General features: G+C 68.9%; 15 protein-coding genes. 8 read left to right on the top strand and 7 right to left on the bottom strand.

The window, feature by feature from the left end; all coding sequences use genetic code 11:
• Positions 1 to 102 precede the first annotated feature (102 nt).
• Positions 103 to 1314 (top strand): methionine adenosyltransferase, encoded by a 1212-nt coding sequence (metK, locus tag MNAB215_RS27040; RefSeq protein WP_077081507.1) that lies wholly within the window; start codon positions 103 to 105, stop codon positions 1312 to 1314.
• Here the strand turns inward: metK and MNAB215_RS27035 are convergent.
• The 3 genes from MNAB215_RS27035 to MNAB215_RS27025 are packed head-to-tail and all read right to left on the bottom strand — an operon-like array spanning position 1311 to position 3906.
• A complete protein-coding gene (locus MNAB215_RS27035) occupies positions 1311 to 1904 on the bottom strand; it encodes a pyridoxamine 5'-phosphate oxidase family protein (RefSeq protein WP_077082376.1) in 594 nt (197 codons plus the stop codon). The genes metK and MNAB215_RS27035 overlap by 4 nt on opposite strands.
• A 54-nt stretch (positions 1905 to 1958) precedes the next feature.
• Positions 1959 to 2924 carry an alpha/beta hydrolase gene (locus tag MNAB215_RS27030; RefSeq protein WP_077081506.1) on the bottom strand — a complete coding sequence of 322 codons (966 nt, stop codon included), beginning with the start codon at positions 2922 to 2924 and terminating at the stop codon, positions 1959 to 1961.
• 22 nt (positions 2925 to 2946) lie between these two features.
• The gene (locus MNAB215_RS27025; RefSeq protein ID WP_077081505.1) at positions 2947 to 3906 is read right to left on the bottom strand and encodes an alpha/beta hydrolase; all 960 of its coding nucleotides are present in this window, start codon (positions 3904 to 3906) and stop codon (positions 2947 to 2949) included.
• On the opposite strand from MNAB215_RS27025, the gene MNAB215_RS27020 reads away from it, so the two are divergent.
• Positions 3905 to 4663: a lysoplasmalogenase gene (locus MNAB215_RS27020; RefSeq protein ID WP_077081504.1), complete on the top strand. Its 759-nt coding sequence runs from the start codon at positions 3905 to 3907 to the stop codon at positions 4661 to 4663. The two genes, MNAB215_RS27025 and MNAB215_RS27020, sit on opposite strands and share 2 nt — an antisense overlap.
• Before the next feature lie 135 nt (positions 4664 to 4798).
• The gene (locus MNAB215_RS27015) at positions 4799 to 6745 is read left to right on the top strand and encodes a primosomal protein N' (protein ID WP_077082375.1); all 1947 of its coding nucleotides are present in this window, start codon (positions 4799 to 4801) and stop codon (positions 6743 to 6745) included.
• Positions 6746 to 6787: 42 nt separating this feature from the next.
• Here the strand turns inward: MNAB215_RS27015 and MNAB215_RS27010 are convergent, their stop codons facing one another.
• Positions 6788 to 7039, bottom strand: coding sequence for a hypothetical protein (locus MNAB215_RS27010; protein ID WP_077081503.1), 252 nt, complete (start codon positions 7037 to 7039; stop codon positions 6788 to 6790).
• Positions 7040 to 7479: 440 nt separating this feature from the next.
• On the opposite strand from MNAB215_RS27010, the gene MNAB215_RS27005 reads away from it, so the two are divergent.
• Complete coding sequence (locus MNAB215_RS27005; RefSeq protein ID WP_108637713.1) at positions 7480 to 7965, top strand: MarR family transcriptional regulator; 486 nt, start codon at positions 7480 to 7482, stop codon at positions 7963 to 7965.
• A gap of 6 nt (positions 7966 to 7971) precedes the next feature.
• On the opposite strand, the gene MNAB215_RS27000 is transcribed toward MNAB215_RS27005, so the two are convergent.
• Positions 7972 to 8796, bottom strand: a complete 825-nt coding sequence (locus tag MNAB215_RS27000; RefSeq protein WP_077081501.1) for a class I SAM-dependent methyltransferase — start codon at positions 8794 to 8796, stop codon at positions 7972 to 7974.
• A 160-nt stretch (positions 8797 to 8956) separates the two neighbouring features.
• Here MNAB215_RS27000 and fmt point away from each other — a divergent pair, with 160 nt between their 5' ends.
• The 4 genes from fmt (at position 8957) to ribD (ending at position 13146) form a co-directional block, all read left to right on the top strand.
• Positions 8957 to 9889, top strand: a complete 933-nt coding sequence (fmt, locus tag MNAB215_RS26995; RefSeq protein ID WP_077081500.1) for a methionyl-tRNA formyltransferase — start codon at positions 8957 to 8959, stop codon at positions 9887 to 9889.
• Positions 9886 to 11274: an RsmB/NOP family class I SAM-dependent RNA methyltransferase gene (locus MNAB215_RS26990; RefSeq protein WP_077081499.1), complete on the top strand. Its 1389-nt coding sequence runs from the start codon at positions 9886 to 9888 to the stop codon at positions 11272 to 11274. The genes fmt and MNAB215_RS26990 overlap by 4 nt, the downstream gene beginning before the upstream one ends.
• Positions 11275 to 11428: 154 nt before the next feature.
• Positions 11429 to 12127 (top strand): ribulose-phosphate 3-epimerase, encoded by a 699-nt coding sequence (rpe, locus tag MNAB215_RS26985; RefSeq protein ID WP_108637712.1) that lies wholly within the window; start codon positions 11429 to 11431, stop codon positions 12125 to 12127.
• A complete protein-coding gene (gene ribD / locus MNAB215_RS26980) occupies positions 12124 to 13146 on the top strand; it encodes a bifunctional diaminohydroxyphosphoribosylaminopyrimidine deaminase/5-amino-6-(5-phosphoribosylamino)uracil reductase RibD (protein WP_077081497.1) in 1023 nt (340 codons plus the stop codon). Before rpe ends, ribD begins: the two co-directional genes overlap by 4 nt.
• Here ribD and MNAB215_RS26975 read toward each other — a convergent pair.
• Positions 13143 to 14696: an MFS transporter gene (locus tag MNAB215_RS26975; protein ID WP_077081496.1), complete on the bottom strand. Its 1554-nt coding sequence runs from the start codon at positions 14694 to 14696 to the stop codon at positions 13143 to 13145. The genes ribD and MNAB215_RS26975 overlap by 4 nt on opposite strands.
• A complete protein-coding gene (locus tag MNAB215_RS26970) occupies positions 14696 to 15400 on the bottom strand; it encodes an LppX_LprAFG lipoprotein (RefSeq protein ID WP_077081495.1) in 705 nt (234 codons plus the stop codon). Before MNAB215_RS26970 ends, MNAB215_RS26975 begins: the two co-directional genes overlap by 1 nt.
• Positions 15401 to 15458 lie beyond the last annotated feature (58 nt).

Below are 15458 nucleotides of genomic sequence, written 5' to 3'. Positions count from 1 at the left end.
CTGTTAGATACAGGTGTGCACGCCCGGCTGAGCCCGGCGTAATTTGATGCGACTAAAATAATTTGCCTAACTAACATTCGGACGATGGGAAGGATCACTTCAGTGAGCGAGACGGGTCGGCTGTTTACCAGTGAGTCGGTGACCGAGGGACACCCCGACAAGATCTGTGATGCGATCAGCGACTCGGTCCTCGACGCGCTGCTGGCGGACGACCCCCGCTCCCGCGTCGCGGTCGAGACCCTGGTGACCACAGGGCAGGTGCACGTCGTGGGTGAGGTCACGACGACCGCCAAGGAGGCGTTCGCCGACATCACCAACACGGTGCGTGCACGCATTCTCGACATCGGCTACGACTCGTCGGACAAAGGCTTCGACGGCACGACGTGCGGGGTGAACATCGGGATCGGCGCGCAATCGCCCGATATCGCCCAGGGCGTCGACAGCGCCCACGAGGCCCGCGTGGAGGGCGCCGGCGACCCCCTGGACGCCCAGGGCGCCGGGGACCAGGGCCTGATGTTCGGCTACGCCATCAACGACACCCCAGAGCGGATGCCGCTGCCGATCGCGCTGGCGCACCGGCTATCCCGGAAGCTGACCGAGGTCCGCAAGGACGGCACGCTGCCCTACCTACGGCCCGATGGCAAGACGCAGGTCACCATCGCTTACGAGGACAACGTCCCGGTGCGACTGGACACCGTGGTGGTCTCCACCCAGCACGCCGACGGTATCGACCTGGAGAAGACGCTGGACCCCGACATCCGCCGGCACGTGCTCAATACCGTGCTCGAGGAGCTGGCCCACGACACCCTGGATTCGTCGTCGACGCGCGTTTTGGTCAACCCGACCGGCAAGTTCGTCCTGGGCGGCCCGATGGGTGACGCCGGCCTGACCGGCCGCAAGATCATCGTCGACACCTACGGCGGCTGGGCCCGCCACGGCGGTGGCGCCTTCTCCGGCAAGGATCCGTCCAAGGTGGACCGCTCGGCGGCGTACGCGATGCGCTGGGTGGCCAAGAACATCGTCGCCGCCGGGCTGGCGGAGCGGGTCGAGGTCCAGGTGGCCTACGCCATCGGTAAGGCCGCCCCGGTCGGTCTGTTCATCGAAACCTTCGGCACCGCGACGGTCGACCCGGTCAAGATCGAGAAGATCGTGCCCGAGGTCTTCGACCTGCGGCCCGGCGCGATCATCCGCGACCTGGACCTGCTGCGGCCGATCTACGCGCAGACGGCGGCCTACGGGCACTTCGGCCGCACCGACATCGACCTGCCGTGGGAACGCCTCGACAAGGTCGACGACCTCAAGCGGGCCATCTAGCGCTTCGGGACCTCTGCGCCTTCGGTTTTGGGCGGCGGCGGGTGGTCGCGGTCGAGCGCGGGCAGCCCGTCGATGCTGTGCCGGTTGCGCTCGACGGAGCTGGCCCACTTCTCGTCGGTGGCCTTGGCGTGGGCCTTGTCGAGCACCGGGCGTTCGTCGACCAGATCGTAGTAGGGCACCGCGTACCCGCACGCGTCGGCGATCCGCTGCACGTCGACGACGATGGCGGCGCGGGTGCCGGGATGCTGGTCGCCGAAATGTGCTGCTAGATCAGGAAATTCGGCGTCGTCCGGGCGAACGACCCGGCCGGTGCCAAATAGCCGCAAGATGCGCGAGTTGCGGGTGAACGAGCAGAACATGATGGTGATCCGCCCGTTGTCGCGCAGGTGCGCGATGGTCTCCGCGCCGCTGCCGAATAGATCCAGATAGGCCACCGTGTGCTCGTCGAGAACGGCGAATGTATCTTGATATCCTTTGGGGGACAGGTTAATTCGTCCACCTTCGGACGGCGCGGTGGCCACGAAGAACATCGCCTGCTCGGCGATGAATTCCCGAAGTGGTTCGTCGAGAGACGAAAACTCCTTCGACACCGCTGCCCCCTTCACCTCTGCTGGGAACTCTAACCCAACGACGGTGACACCTGCCTAGGGGTGCAACGCTTTCCGTAGCGCCCGAAGCCCACGCTCGGTGGCCTCAGCGGCGGCCGGGATCACCATCGCGAAGCTGGCGTAGCCGTGCACCATGGTCGGCTCGTTGCTCAATTCGACGGGCACACCTGCGGCGCTGAGCAACTCGGCGTAGCGTGCCCCGTCGTCACGCAGCGGATCGTGCTCCGCCGTCCCGACGTAGGCGGGCGGCAAACCCGACAGGTCGGCGGCGTTGGCCGGGGCGAAGGTGACGGGCAACGTCTTCGGGTCGACGTCGATGTCGAGTTCAGGCAGGTACCAGGCCAGGAACGCCTCGATGACCACACGGTCCAGCACCGGCGCTTCGGCGTTCTCGGTGTGGGAGGGCAGCGACAGGTCAGCGGTGGCGACCGGGTACCAGAGCAGCTGGAAGGTCAGACTCGGCCCGCCGTTGTCGCGGGCCAGCAGCGCGGTGACCGCCGCGAGGTTGCCGCCCGCGGAGTCACCGGCGACGGCGATCCGGGCCGGGTCGCCGCCCAGTTCGGCGGCGTGCTCGCCGACCCACTGCAGGGCGGCCCAGCTGTCGTCGACGCCGGCCGGGAACGGGTGTTCGGGGGCGAGGCGGTAATCGACGGACACCACGATGGCCTCGGCGCCGAGCGCGTGCATGCGAGCGACGGGGTCGTGAGTGTCCAGGTCACCCAGGGCGAAACCGCCGCCGTGGAAGAAGACGACGACGGGCGGGGGCGCGTCGCTGTCCGGTGGCCAGTAGATCCGGACCGGAATGTCGGTGAGGTCGCCATGGGCGATCGTCCGGTTCTCGATGCGCAGCTCCGGCAGCATTTCCTCCGGCACCTTGAGCTGGCTCAGCCGGGCGCGGGCGAGCTCGACGCCGTCGTCCGCGTTGAACGTCATCGTGAACGCGTCGAGCAACGCCTTGAACGTGGGGTCGATGTCTGGTCGGGCGAGGGGCCGCTCAATCATTCGTCCACCGTACGCTTTGTGTTCACTTATGCAGCGCATTGCGCAGCGCCGCGAGCCCCCGATCCATCCCGGCGGTGGCGGCGGGAACGATGCCCGCGTAGCCGAGGTAACCGTGCACCATCGTCGTCGCGTTATGCACCTCGACGGGCACGCCGGCGGCGGCCAGCAGCTCGCCGTAGCGCATGCCGTCGTCGCGCAGCGGGTCGTGGCCGGCCACCCCGATGTAGGCCGCGGGCAGGCCGGCCAAGTTCGTCGCCCGTCCCGGTGCCATGCCGGGCGGCGGGTTCAGCAGGTCGACATCGCCTGCGTACCAACGGGAGAACTGGGCGATCGCCGCGGAGTCCAAGATCGGCGCTTCGGCGTTCTCGGTGAACGACGGCAGCGACGAATCCCACAGTACCGAGGGATACCACAACAGCTGAAAGACCAGGCCCGGCCCGGCATTATCGCGCGACTGCTGTGCCATCACCGCCGCGATGTTGCCGCCCGCGGAGTCGCCGGCGACCGCGATACGGGTGGGTTCGGCACCGATCTCGGCGGCGTGCTCGGCCACCCAGAGCATTGCGGCCCAAGCGTCTTCGACGGCGGCCGGATAGGGATGCTCGGGCGCCAACCGGTAGTCCACCGACACCACGATCGCCTCGGTGCCCACCGCATGCTGGCGGCAGGTGCCGTCGTAGCTGTCGAGGTCGCCGATGACGAAGCCGCCGCCGTGGAAAAACACGATGGCGGGCAGAGGTGCCGCGGAGTCCGTTGTCGGCCAATAGATTCGGATCGCCAGGGGGCCCGCCGGGCCTGAGATGTCGCGGTCTTCGACACGCAGCTCGGGATGCAACGGGCGGCGCGGCAGGTCGCGAAACCGCTGGCGCGCAGCCTCGATGCCGTCGTCGGTTGATAGCCGGAACGGAACCGCATCGAGTACCTTCACCAGGATGGGGTCGATCGAGCGTTCGTCGTCGGCTGCGTCGTCTGAGCTGGGCATGGAAGTACCGTACGCACCAGGCCTGGTGGCCGGCGGCTGGGTGGCGGCCGGCTGGGCCGGCCTGGCCTACGGCATCTATTTGACCGTGATCGCGCTGCGCTCGCCGCCGGGCACCGCACTGACCGGGCACTGGATACTGCAGCCGCCGTTCAAGGCGTTGATGGCATTGCTGCTGACCGTCGCGGCGGTCGCGCACCCGGTTGTCCGCGAGCGGCGCTGGCTGATGCCCGCGCTGCTGTCGTCGGCCGTCGGCGATTGGCTGCTGGCCATCCCGTGGTGGCCGCTGTCGTTCATGCTGGGGCTGGGCGCATTTCTGGTGGCCCACGTGTGCTTCGTCGGCGCGCTGCTCCCGCTGGCGGCCAAGGGTGCGCTGTCGCGGGCGCGCATGGTCTTGGTGGTGTTGATGTGTGGGGCGTCGATCGGGTTGTTGTACTGGTTCTGGCCCCACCTGGGCCGCGACCAGCTGACGATTCCGGTCACGGCCTACATCGGCGTGCTGACGATCATGGTGTGCACGGCGCTGCTGGCGCGGTTGCCGACAGTCTGGGTGGCGGTGGGCGCGGTGAGCTTCGCGGTGTCGGACGCGATGATTGCGATCGGCCGGTTCATCCTCGGCAACGAGGCACTGGCCGTGCCGATCTGGTGGTTCTACGCTGCGGCCCAGGTCCTGATCACGGCGGGGTTCTTCTTCGGTCGACAGGTCGATGCCGACGATGCCGACGCCGTTGACGACGGCACCGAGCCCGCCGCCGCCTGAATGTCGGTGGTAGCAGCTAGGGTGTCGCCTTGCGGTAAACATGTTGACTAGCAATGCCGTTCGTGGCCGGAGGGCGTCGTGACCACGACCGCGCGCACCCCTGTCGAGGTGGAACCGATCGCCCGGGTGTTACCGATGCTGTCGGTCCCGCATCTGGATCGCGAGTTCGACTACCTGGTGTCGGCCGAGCAGTCCGACGATGCCCAGCCCGGGGTGCGGGTGCGGGTGCGATTCCACGGCCGGCTAGTCGACGGTTTCGTGCTGGAACGCCGCCACGACACCGACCACGTCGGCAAGCTGGGCTGGCTCGACCGCGTGGTGTCCCCGGAGCCGGTGCTCACCACCGAGATCCGGCGACTGGTCGATGCCGTGGCGGCTCGCTACGCGGGGACGCGGCCCGATGTGTTGCGGCTGGCGGTACCGCCCCGGCACGCCAGGGTGGAGCGCGAGCCCGTGGTGGCGCCGTCGGGGCCGGCACTGCCGGGGCCCGTCGACCCGTCGCCGTGGGACCTGTACGGCCGCGGCGGCCAATTCTTGGCGGCCCTGGCCGAGTCGCGTGCCGCGCGCGGTGTCTGGCAGGCGCTGCCGGGAGAGCTGTGGGCGGAGCGATTCGCCGAGGCCGCCGCGCAAACCATTCGCGCCGGACGGTCGGTGCTGGCCATCGTGCCCGATCAACGCGATCTGGACGAGCTGTCGCGGGCCGCGACAGCTCGGATCGACGAGAACAGCGTCGTGGCCCTGTCGGCCGGGCTGGGGCCCGCCGCGCGCTACCGGCGTTGGCTGGCCGCGCTGCGGGGCACGGCGCGGCTGGTGATCGGGACCCGTAGCGCGGTGTTCGCGCCGCTCAACGACCTGGGTCTGGTCATGGTGTGGGCCGACGCCGACGACAGCCTGGCCGAACCGCGGGCGCCCTACCCGCACGCGCGGGAAGTGGCGATGCTGCGGGCACATCAAGCGCGGTGCGCGGCGCTGATCGGCGGCTACGCCCGGACCGCCGAAGCTCACGCCCTGGTGCGCAGCGGGTGGGCGCAGGACCTCGTCGCCACCCGCCCGGTGGTACGAGCCCGGACGCCGCGGGTGATCGCGCTCGACGACACCGGCTACGACGACGAGCGCGACCCGGCGGCTCGCACCGCGCGCATTCCGTCCATCGCGCTGCGGGCCGCCCGCGCGTCGCTGGAGGCCGAGGCGCCCGTGCTCGTCCAGGTGCCACGGCGTGGCTACATCCCTTCGCTGGCGTGCGGGCGTTGCCGGACCGTCGCCCGTTGCCGGCACTGCACCGGCCCGTTGTCGCTACAGGAATACGGACCGGGTGCGGTCTGCCGCTGGTGCGGCCGCGCCGAGTCGACGCTGCGGTGCACACGCTGCGGGTCGGACGCGGTGCGCGCGGTGGTCGTCGGGGCCCGGCGCACCGCCGAAGAGCTCGGCCGCGCGTTCGCCGGTACTCCGGTCATCACCTCGGCGGGCGACTCCATCGTCGCCGAGGTCGCCGGTCGTCCGGCCCTGGTCGTCGCCACCCCCGGCGCCGAACCCCGCGCCGCTGGCGGTTACGGGGCGGCGCTGCTGCTGGACACCTGGGCGCTGTTGGGACGCCAAGACCTGCGCGCCGCGGAGGATGCGTTGTGGCGCTGGATGACGGCCGCCGCACTGGTCCGTGCCCGCGGCGATGGCGGTGTGGTGACGGTGATCGCCGAATCATCGATTCCCACAGTGCAATCCCTGATCCGGTGGGATCCGGTGGGCCATGCTGAGGCCGACCTGACGGCTCGCGCCGAAGTCGGGCTGCCGCCCAGTGTGCACATGGCCGCCATCGACGGCTCCGCCCACGCGGTGGCGGCATTGCTGGACGAGGCCCGATTGCCCGACGGCGCCGAGCGGCTCGGCCCGGTCGACCTGCCGACGGGGGCGCGCCGGCCCGCCGCCACCCCGCCCGGCGTGCCGGTGATCCGGATGTTGGTGCGGGTGCCGCGGGAGGAGGGTCTGGCGCTGGCCGCGAGCCTGCGCCGCGGTGTCGGTGTGCTCAGTGCGCGGCAAGCGCATGAGCCGGTGCGGGTTCAGATCGACCCGCTGCACATCGGTTAGAGCGACTTGGCGCGCTGCAATTCTGTTGTCCAGCTGCGCTTTTCATCTACCGGCCGGCCGGGTCCAGGTCGTGTTCCCCGCGATGACGAGCTTGGCGCCGGCGAAGTCCTTGCACTGGATCTGCAGAGTCTGGCGATACGGATGGTCGCAGAACGCCGACCTGAGCTCGGTCTGCTTCTGCGTATCGGAGGCGGGGACGTTGATGGTCGTACCCGGCGCGTCGGCCAGGGCTTGGACGTTGTTGCCGCTGGTTACCCCGCATGCGGTGATCCGCGTGTCTCCGGGAACGCACACTGCGTACCCCCTTGCTGGGCCGGCTGGCTGCCCGCGAAGTTTGTGATCAGCCCTTGCCCTATCGCCACGGTTATCTGCAGATTTTTGCCCGGTGGAATGACCTTGTCCTGCGGGAGCTTGTCTGCCGGTACCGTGTTGTAGTCCTTGGCTTTGTCGTGGCCGGTGATATTCAGCGCGGTACTGGTCAGACTCCAGATGTCATATGTCTGCGTCCTACTGTCGGCTGCCGCCACCGCCGGAAGCGCGACGACCGTCGCGAGAGGCCCAGCCCGACCGCTGCGGCGAAGGCGCCCGTCGTGCCTGGGCGATGTCGTCGCGCGAATCCGTCCAGGCGACGATAGTATGCATGAGAAACAATTACTTCTTACGACATTGGGAAGGCTGTACACTTCCTGGTTTCAGCCCGCGACGCCCGGAAAACGACCCGGGAGAGGGGTGCCTTGATGCCGACGGAAAATGCGACGGAAGCCAACGAGTCGCTCGACGTCATCACCGATGCTTTGTTGACGGCCTCGCGGCTGCTGGTGGGCATGTCGGTTCGCTCCATCGCGCAGGTCGACGACTCCATCACCATGGCGCAGTTCCGGACGCTGGTGATCCTCTCCAATCGGGGGCCGATCAACCTGGCGACGCTGGCCAACCTGCTCGGCGTGCAGCCGTCGGCCACCGGCCGCATGGTCGACCGCCTCGTCGCCTCCGGACTGATCGATCGCCTCCCGCACCCCACGTCCCGGCGCGAACTGCTCGCGACACTGACCAAACGCGGCCGCGACGTCGTTCGCCGCGTCACCGCCTACCGGCGCGCCGAGATTGCGGAAATCGTAGAGAAGATGCCCGCGGCGGACCGGCACGGACTGGTGCGGGCCCTCACGTCGTTCACCGCCGCCGGCGGCGAACCCGACGCGGGGCTCGACATCGACCTGTAGGACCAGTCATCGTTTTTCCGCGGTGAGCAACAGGTACTCCCAGCCCATCACACCGTCGGTCAGATACTCGCGCACGAGTTCGACGAGTTGGGCGTCGAGCTCGGCGGCCAGCACTCGATTGTGGCCGATGTTCGCATACGCCTCGATCGTCGGGCCGTAGTGGTTCTTGAAGTACTTGTGCACGGCCTCGGCGCGGTCAAATCGCTTGACCGGCAACAGCCCCCGCGTCGTGGCGACCCGTTGGACCCGAGGGCCCAGCAGCTTGGCAGCGTAGCTCTCACGTCCCCACAGCGCGGCCGGGGGCACGGCCTGCGACAGGCTGGGCCGATATGGCCGGATAGTGGCCAGCATCTGCCCGAAGAATCCTTCCCGGGTCCAGCTGATCACCCCGATCGTCCCGCCGGGACGGCAGACGCGGACCAGCTCGTTGGCCGCACGCTGATGGTCCGGGGCGAACTGCACGCCGATCGCCGACATCACGACGTCGAACACGCCGTCGCCAAACGGCAGGGCGTGCGCGTTGGCCTCGCGATAGTCGATCGTCAAACCCTGCGCCTCGGCCCGGACCTTGGACCGGTCCAGCAGCTCCGGGGTGAGGTCGGTGGACACGACTTCCGCGCCCGTCTTCGCGGCCGGCAGCGAGATGTTGCCTGAGCCCGCAGCGACGTCAAGGACTCGAACGCCGGGTCCAATACCGGTGGCCCTGACCAAGATTGGGCCTAACGGTGCCATCACTTCCTCGGCCATCAGCGCGTAGTCGCCCAGTGCCCAAATGCCCCGGTGGGTGGCCGCCAGTTTGTGGTCAGCGGGGATGGTGGAGTCGAGAGTCATCAGACCTCCTTGAGAGGTAACGGCTGCGCACCGGACATCGTTGTCGTCAGCAGTGCCTTGTTGGTAACTACAAGAAATAGTATGCATTAGCAATAGTACACGTCGACTATGTTCTGGCCAGGGCGCGTCGAAGGGGTTGGGAACTTCCTAGACTGGGTCGGTGCGTCTCGTCTTTGCCGGCACTCCGGAACCTGCGCTGCCCTCGCTGCGTCAGCTCATCGACTCGCCTCACCATGAGGTCGTCGCCGTTCTGACGCGGCCCGACGCCGTTTCCGGGCGGCGCGGCAAGCCGGAGCCGTCGCCGGTGGCCCGGATGGCACTGGACCACGGCATCCACGTGCTGCAACCGTCGCGCCCCAACTCCGAAGAGTTCGTCAAAGGGCTGACGGAGATCGCGCCGGACTGCTGCGCCGTGGTGGCCTATGGCGCGCTGCTGCGCGAGGCTTTACTCGCGGTGCCGCCGCGGGGCTGGATCAACCTGCACTTCTCGTTGCTGCCCGCCTGGCGCGGAGCGGCACCGGTGCAAGCCGCCATCGCCGCGGGGGACGCCATCACCGGGGCGACGACATTCCAGATCGAGCCGAGCCTCGACTCGGGGCCGGTCTACGGCGTCGTCACAGAGACGATCCGCCCGACCGACACCGCGGGCGATCTACTTGAGCGACTGTCCCTTTCGGGTGCGGCACTGCTGTCGGCCACGCTGGACGGCGTCGCCGACGGGACGCTGACACCGCGACCGCAACCGGCCGACGGAGTCAGCATCGCGCCGAAGATCACCGTCGAGGAGGCCCGGGTGCACTGGGAGCTGCCGGCGCAGGTGGTGGAGCGTCGCATCCGTGCCGTCACGCCAAACCCCGGCGCCTGGACCCAGATCGGTGATCTGCGCGTCAAACTCGGGCCGGTGCTCGTCGACCCAGGTGTCGCGGAATCCTTGGCGCCCGGCGCTATTCACGTCGATCGTAAGCACGTCTGGATCGGCACCGGCTCGGATCCTGTGCGGCTGAACCAGATTCAGCCGCCCGGCAAGAAGCTGATGAACGCGGTCGACTGGGCGCGCGGCGCCCGGCTGGACGACGCCGCCCGCGCATCATGAGCCCAAACCCGAAGCAGCGCAGGCCTTCCCCGCCAAGACGGCGCCGGCCGCTCGATCCGGCGCGCGCGGCCGCGTTGCAGGTGCTGCGCGCCGTCAGCGAGCGCGACGCGTACGCGAACCTGGCGTTGCCCGCGTTGCTGCGCGACCGGGGTATCACCGGCCGCGACGCGGCCTTCGCCACCGAGCTGACCTACGGCACCTGCCGCACCCGCGGCCTGCTCGACGCGGTCATCGGAGCGGCCGCCGGACGGCCCCCGGAGGCGATCGATCCTGCGCTGCTCGATCTGCTGCGGCTCGGCACCTACCAACTGCTGCGCACCCGGGTCGACGCACACGCAGCGGTCTCCACCACCGTCGAACAGGCGGGCATCGAATTCGATTCGGCGCGAGCGGGTTTCGTCAACGGCGTGCTGCGCACGATCTCCGGGCGCGACGCGTCGTCGTGGGTCGACGAGTTGGCGCCCGACCGGTCTTCGGATCCGATCGGGCACGCCGCTTTCGTACACTCCCACCCACGATGGATCGCCCAGGCGTTCGCCGACGCGCTGGGCGCCGATGCGGCAGAGCTGGGGGCCCTGCTGGCCAGCGACGACGAACGCCCGCAAGTGCACCTGGCGGCGCGGCCCGGGGTGCTGACCGCAGGCGAGCTGGCCGATGCGGTGGGCGGAACCGTCGGCCGGTACTCGCCGTATGCCGTCTACCTGCCGGGCGGTGACCCCGGACGGCTGGCGGCGGTGCGCGACGGCCAGGCCCTGGTTCAGGACGAGGGTAGCCAGTTGGTGGCCCGCGCCGTGGCCCTGGCACCCGTCGAAGGGGACAGCGGACGCTGGCTCGATCTCTGCGCCGGGCCGGGCGGCAAGACCGCACTGCTGGCCGCGATCGGCGCCGAGTCCGGCGCCCGGGTCACGGCGATCGAGCCGGCGCCCGCTCGCGCCGATCTGGTTGTCGAGAACACTCGAGGCCTCCCGGTCGAGGTGCTGCGCGTCGACGGGCGGGACACCGGCCTGGAGCCGACCTTCGACCGCGTGCTCGTGGACGCGCCTTGCACCGGGCTGGGCGCCCTGCGGCGCCGCCCCGAGGCGCGGTGGCGGCGTCAGCCTGCGGATGTGTCGACGCTGGCCAAGCTGCAGCGCGAGCTGCTGGCCGCCGCGATCACGCTCACCCGGCCCGGGGGTGTGGTGCTCTACGCGACCTGCTCGCCGCACCTCGCCGAAACCGTCGGCGTCGTCGCCGACGCGCTGCGCCGTCATCCGGTGTCCGCGCTGGATGCCCGGCCGTTGTTCGAGCCGGCGACCTTCGGCGGGGGGCCCTACGTCCAGCTGTGGGCGCACCGGCACGGCACCGACGCCATGTTCGCGGCGGCGCTGCGCCGCGAAGCGGGGTAGCCCGGCGGCGACACGAAGAACCCCGTCGCGGCGGCGCTGCGCCGCGAAGCGGGGTAGCGCGGCGGCGACACGAAGAACCCCGTCGCGGCGGCGCTGCGCCGCGAAGCGGGGTAGCAGCGACTGACGTGAGCACCCCGCGGCGGGGCTCAGTACGCTGTCGCACATGCCTGGCAGCATCGCGGGACCCCTGATAGCGCCATCGATCCTGGCCGCCGACTTCGCCCGGCTCGCCGACGAGGCGGCCGCCGTGGCCGGTGCCGACTGGTTGCACGTCGACGTGATGGACGGCCATTTCGTGCCGAACCTGACCATCGGCTTGCCGGTCGTCGAGAGCCTGCTGGCCGCAACTCGCATCCCGATGGACTGCCATTTGATGATCGACAATCCGGATCGGTGGGCACCGCCGTACGCCGAAGCGGGCGCCTACAACGTCACCTTCCACGCCGAGGCCACCGACAATCCGGTCGGAGTGGCCCGCGACATCCGCGCCGCGGGCTCGAAGGCTGGAATCAGCGTGAAGCCGAAGACGCCGCTGGAGCCGTATCTGGAAATCCTGCCGCACTTCGACACCCTGCTCATCATGTCGGTCGAGCCCGGCTTCGGCGGCCAGCACTTCATCCCCGACGTGCTTTCAAAAGTGCGTACTGTCCGCAAATTGGTCGACGCGGGGGAGCTGACGATCCTCGTCGAAATCGACGGCGGCATCAACGCCGACACCATCGAGCAGGCTGCAGAGGCGGGCGTGGACTGTTTTGTCGCCGGCTCCGCCGTCTACGGCGCACAGGACCCGGAGGCCGCCGTCGAGGCATTGCGACGTCAGGCCGCGGCCGCGTCGCCACACCTACGCGGATGAGCGTGGAGGAACCCGGCATCGAAGCAGCGATGCGTCTGGCCATCGAGCACTCTCGCCAGGTCAAGGGCTCCACGTATCCGAATCCGCCGGTCGGGGCCGTCATCCTGGACCGCGACGGTCAAGTGGTCGGGGCAGGCGGCACCGCGCCGGCCGGTGGCGACCATGCCGAGGTGCTGGCGCTGCGGCGCGCGGGGCGGCTGGCCGCAGGCGGCGTCGCGGTGGTGACCCTGGAGCCGTGCAACCACCATGGCAAGACGCCGCCGTGCGTGGACGCCCTGCTCGAAGCCGGTGTGGCGACCGTGGTCTATGCGGTCAGCGATCCCAACAAGATCGCGGCCGGCGGGGCGGACCGGCTTTCGGAAGCGGGCGTGCAGGTGCGGTCAGGAGTGCTGCGCGACGAGGTGGTGGCCGGACCACTGCGCGAGTGGCTGCACAAGCAACGGACCGGGCGGCCGCATGTCACGTGGAAATACGCCAGCAGTGTCGATGGCCGCAGCGCGGCCGCCGACGGCTCGAGCCAGTGGATCTCGAGCGAGGCCTCACGCCTGGACCTGCATCGCCGCCGGGCGGTGTCGGACGCGATCATCGTCGGCACCGGCACCGTGCTGGCCGACGATCCGGCACTGACCGCCCGGCTTCCCGACGGCTCGCTGGCCGACAAACAACCACTGCGCATCGTGGTCGGCAAGCGCGAAATACATTCAGAGGCAAAGGTTCTCAACGACGATTCGCGGACGATGGTGATTCGGACTCACGATCCCGCGGAGGTTTTACAAGCGCTTGCGGACCGCACCGATGTTCTGCTGGAGGGCGGCCCCACCCTCGCCGGAGCCTTCCTGCGGGCCGGGCTGATCGACCGGATCCTCGTCTACGTCGCGCCAATCCTGTTGGGCGGCCCCATAACCGCCGTCGACGACGTGGGGGTGCCGACCATCGCCAAGGCTTTGCGCTGGCAGTTCGACGGCACCGACCGGATCGGTCCGGATCTGCTGCTCAGCCTGGTGCCGAACAGCGGCTAACGCTCGCCGAGCGAGACCGTCTGCTCCTCAAGCACTTCCGGCTCGTCGGCGTGTTCTTTGCGGCTGCCCAGAAGCAGACCCAGCAGCGCGCCCACCACACAGATCACGACGGTCGCCGCGAAGATGTCGCCGTACATGCCGGCGAATGCCTTCAGGTACAGGGTCGCTTGGGCGGCAATGCGTTCCAGCAGGGTGGCGTCCGGCGGGATCTCGGCGGACAGGCCGGCCACGATCTGGTTGAAGCGGTACAGCCCCCAGGCGCTGAGCGCGGCGATCCCGATCAGCATGCCGGTATTGCGGGCCACTACGACTGCGGCCGAGGCGATTCCGTGTTGGGCCGGGGGAACGACGCGCAATGCTGCCGACGTCAGCGGTCCAATCACCAGGCCAAGCCCCACGCCGGCCACCAGTAGGTCGACATGCAACACGGGCAGGGACAACCCGAAGACGTCGTGCTTCTGGTTCAGCACGTCCAGCCGCCAGTAGTGGATCAGCCAGTAGCCGTACGCCGCGATGAGCAATCCGACGAAGGTCATGACCCGGTCGCCGATCTTGGTGGCGATCAGCCCACCCAGCACGGCCCCGATCGGCAGCGCGATCAGGAACCACGTCAGCAACCCGGCCGCCCGGGTCTGATCCATCTGCAGCACGCCCTGGCCGAACAGCTCCACGTCGACCAGCGTCACCATCAGGGCCGCGCCCGCGCACAGCGATGCGCCCAGCGCGGCCAGGAACGGCCGGAAGTGCACCCCGGTCGGCTCGATCAACTTGGTGCGTGCGAAGCGCTCCCAGATGATGAACGCCACGCCGACGGCGATCGCGCCGATCACCAACGGGGCCCCATAGCTGGGCAGTATCTGCTTGCCGTCGGGCGCTGGGTTGTAGAGCCCGACCACTGCCAGGCCCAGCGCCACCGCGAGCAACACGCCACCGACGATGTCGATCTTCTCCGGCGCTTCGGCGCGATCCCGCGACGGCAGGCTGAACTGGATCATCACCATCGCGATCAGGGTCAGCGGGACGTTGAGCCAGAACACGTACCGCCAGTCGTGGAACAACCAGACGATGGCGATCCCGTAGAGGGGACCCAGCACCATGCCGAGCTCCTGCGCGGCACCGATACCGCCCAGCACGCTGGCACGGTTGCGCTGTGCCCACAGGTCGGCGCCCAGGGCCAGCGTGACCGGCAGCAACGCGCCACTGGCCACGCCCTGGATGGTGCGGCCGGCGATGAGCATATGGAAGTCGCCCCAGTGCCCGGCCAGCGCCGTGACGACCGAGCCGACCATGAACAGGGCCAGGCTGACCTGCAGCAGCAGCTTGCGGCCGAACCGGTCCGAAGCCCGGCCGAGCAGCGGCATGGCGGCGATGTAACCCAGCAGGTACATCGTGATGATCCAGGTGATGCGCTGCAGTTGGTTAACCGGAATCCCGACGTCACGCATGATGTCGCGGATGATCGTGACGACGACGTAGGCGTCAAGGGCGCCCAGCAGTACGGCGAGGCTGCCGGCGCCGATCGCGACTCCGCGTCCTGCTCGCGAAATCATCAGCTCACCGGAGGCTTGGTGACCGTGACCGGCTGGCCCCAATTCGACAAGGTCATCTGGACACTGTTGCCCGAGCTCTTCTGCAGGTTGGCCTGGACCAGTTGGTGGTCGCCCGACTCCTGAATCCAGACGGTGCTCGGCACCGGCTGCGACGCGGCGAAGGACGGCGCGATCTTGTTCACCGCATCCGCCGAGACGTTTCCGCTGATCTTGATGGTGCTCTGCCCGTTGATGGTCTCGCGGCCCTCAGCCTTGGCGTTGGTGAAGTTCGCCAGCACGTTGGCCACACCGGTGTCCGGGGCCAGGATCGCCGAGACGTCGTACACATCGGAGGCCTTACCGAAATCGCTCCACTTGTTCGGGGTGAGCGTGGCGTACAGCACCGAGTCGTAGACCACGAACTGGGCGTCGATGTCCGAGCCCGCCAAACTCAGCAGGGCATTGCCCGACGCCGCAGTGCTCGGCGTGAGGGTGAGGTCACCGTTCAGCGTTTTGATCGGCAGCCCGGGAATCTTGCCCTGGACCGACAGCACCAGGTGCGCGCTCTTGACGTTCTTGGACGTGTCGGCGGATTGCTTCACCAATGTGGTGGCATCGGGCAACGGTCCGCCGCTCTGCTGCGAGCCGGACGAGCAGCCGGCGATCAAGGCGGTGGCGAAGATGAAGGAGACGAGGACGGCCGATAGACGGCGGCGAGTCTGCATACCCTGCATCGTAGAGGGTGCCGGTAACCGGACCCGGGAACGCGGGGCCCGCAGCGCC

Source organism: Mycobacterium numidiamassiliense (assembly GCF_900157365.1).
GTDB classification, from domain to species: Bacteria; Actinomycetota; Actinomycetes; order Mycobacteriales; family Mycobacteriaceae; genus Mycobacterium; species Mycobacterium numidiamassiliense.
Note: the sequence above shows the minus strand (reverse complement) of the source record. Positions and strands in the feature narration are given on the sequence as shown.

Coding starts and splice junctions, on each gene's coding strand:
- MNAB215_RS27030 (WP_077081506.1), bottom strand. CDS start 2,924: ATGATTGAGCGGCCCCTCGCCCGACCAGACATCGACCCCACGTTCAAG.
- MNAB215_RS27020 (WP_077081504.1), top strand. CDS start 3,905: ATGGAAGTACCGTACGCACCAGGCCTGGTGGCCGGCGGCTGGGTGGCG.
- MNAB215_RS27025 (WP_077081505.1), bottom strand. CDS start 3,906: ATGCCCAGCTCAGACGACGCAGCCGACGACGAACGCTCGATCGACCCC.
- MNAB215_RS27015 (WP_077082375.1), top strand. CDS start 4,799: ATGCTGTCGGTCCCGCATCTGGATCGCGAGTTCGACTACCTGGTGTCG.
- MNAB215_RS27000 (WP_077081501.1), bottom strand. CDS start 8,796: ATGACTCTCGACTCCACCATCCCCGCTGACCACAAACTGGCGGCCACC.
- MNAB215_RS26990 (WP_077081499.1), top strand. CDS start 9,886: ATGAGCCCAAACCCGAAGCAGCGCAGGCCTTCCCCGCCAAGACGGCGC.
- ribD (WP_077081497.1), top strand. CDS start 12,124: ATGAGCGTGGAGGAACCCGGCATCGAAGCAGCGATGCGTCTGGCCATC.
- MNAB215_RS26975 (WP_077081496.1), bottom strand. CDS start 14,696: ATGATTTCGCGAGCAGGACGCGGAGTCGCGATCGGCGCCGGCAGCCTC.
- MNAB215_RS26970 (WP_077081495.1), bottom strand. CDS start 15,400: ATGCAGACTCGCCGCCGTCTATCGGCCGTCCTCGTCTCCTTCATCTTC.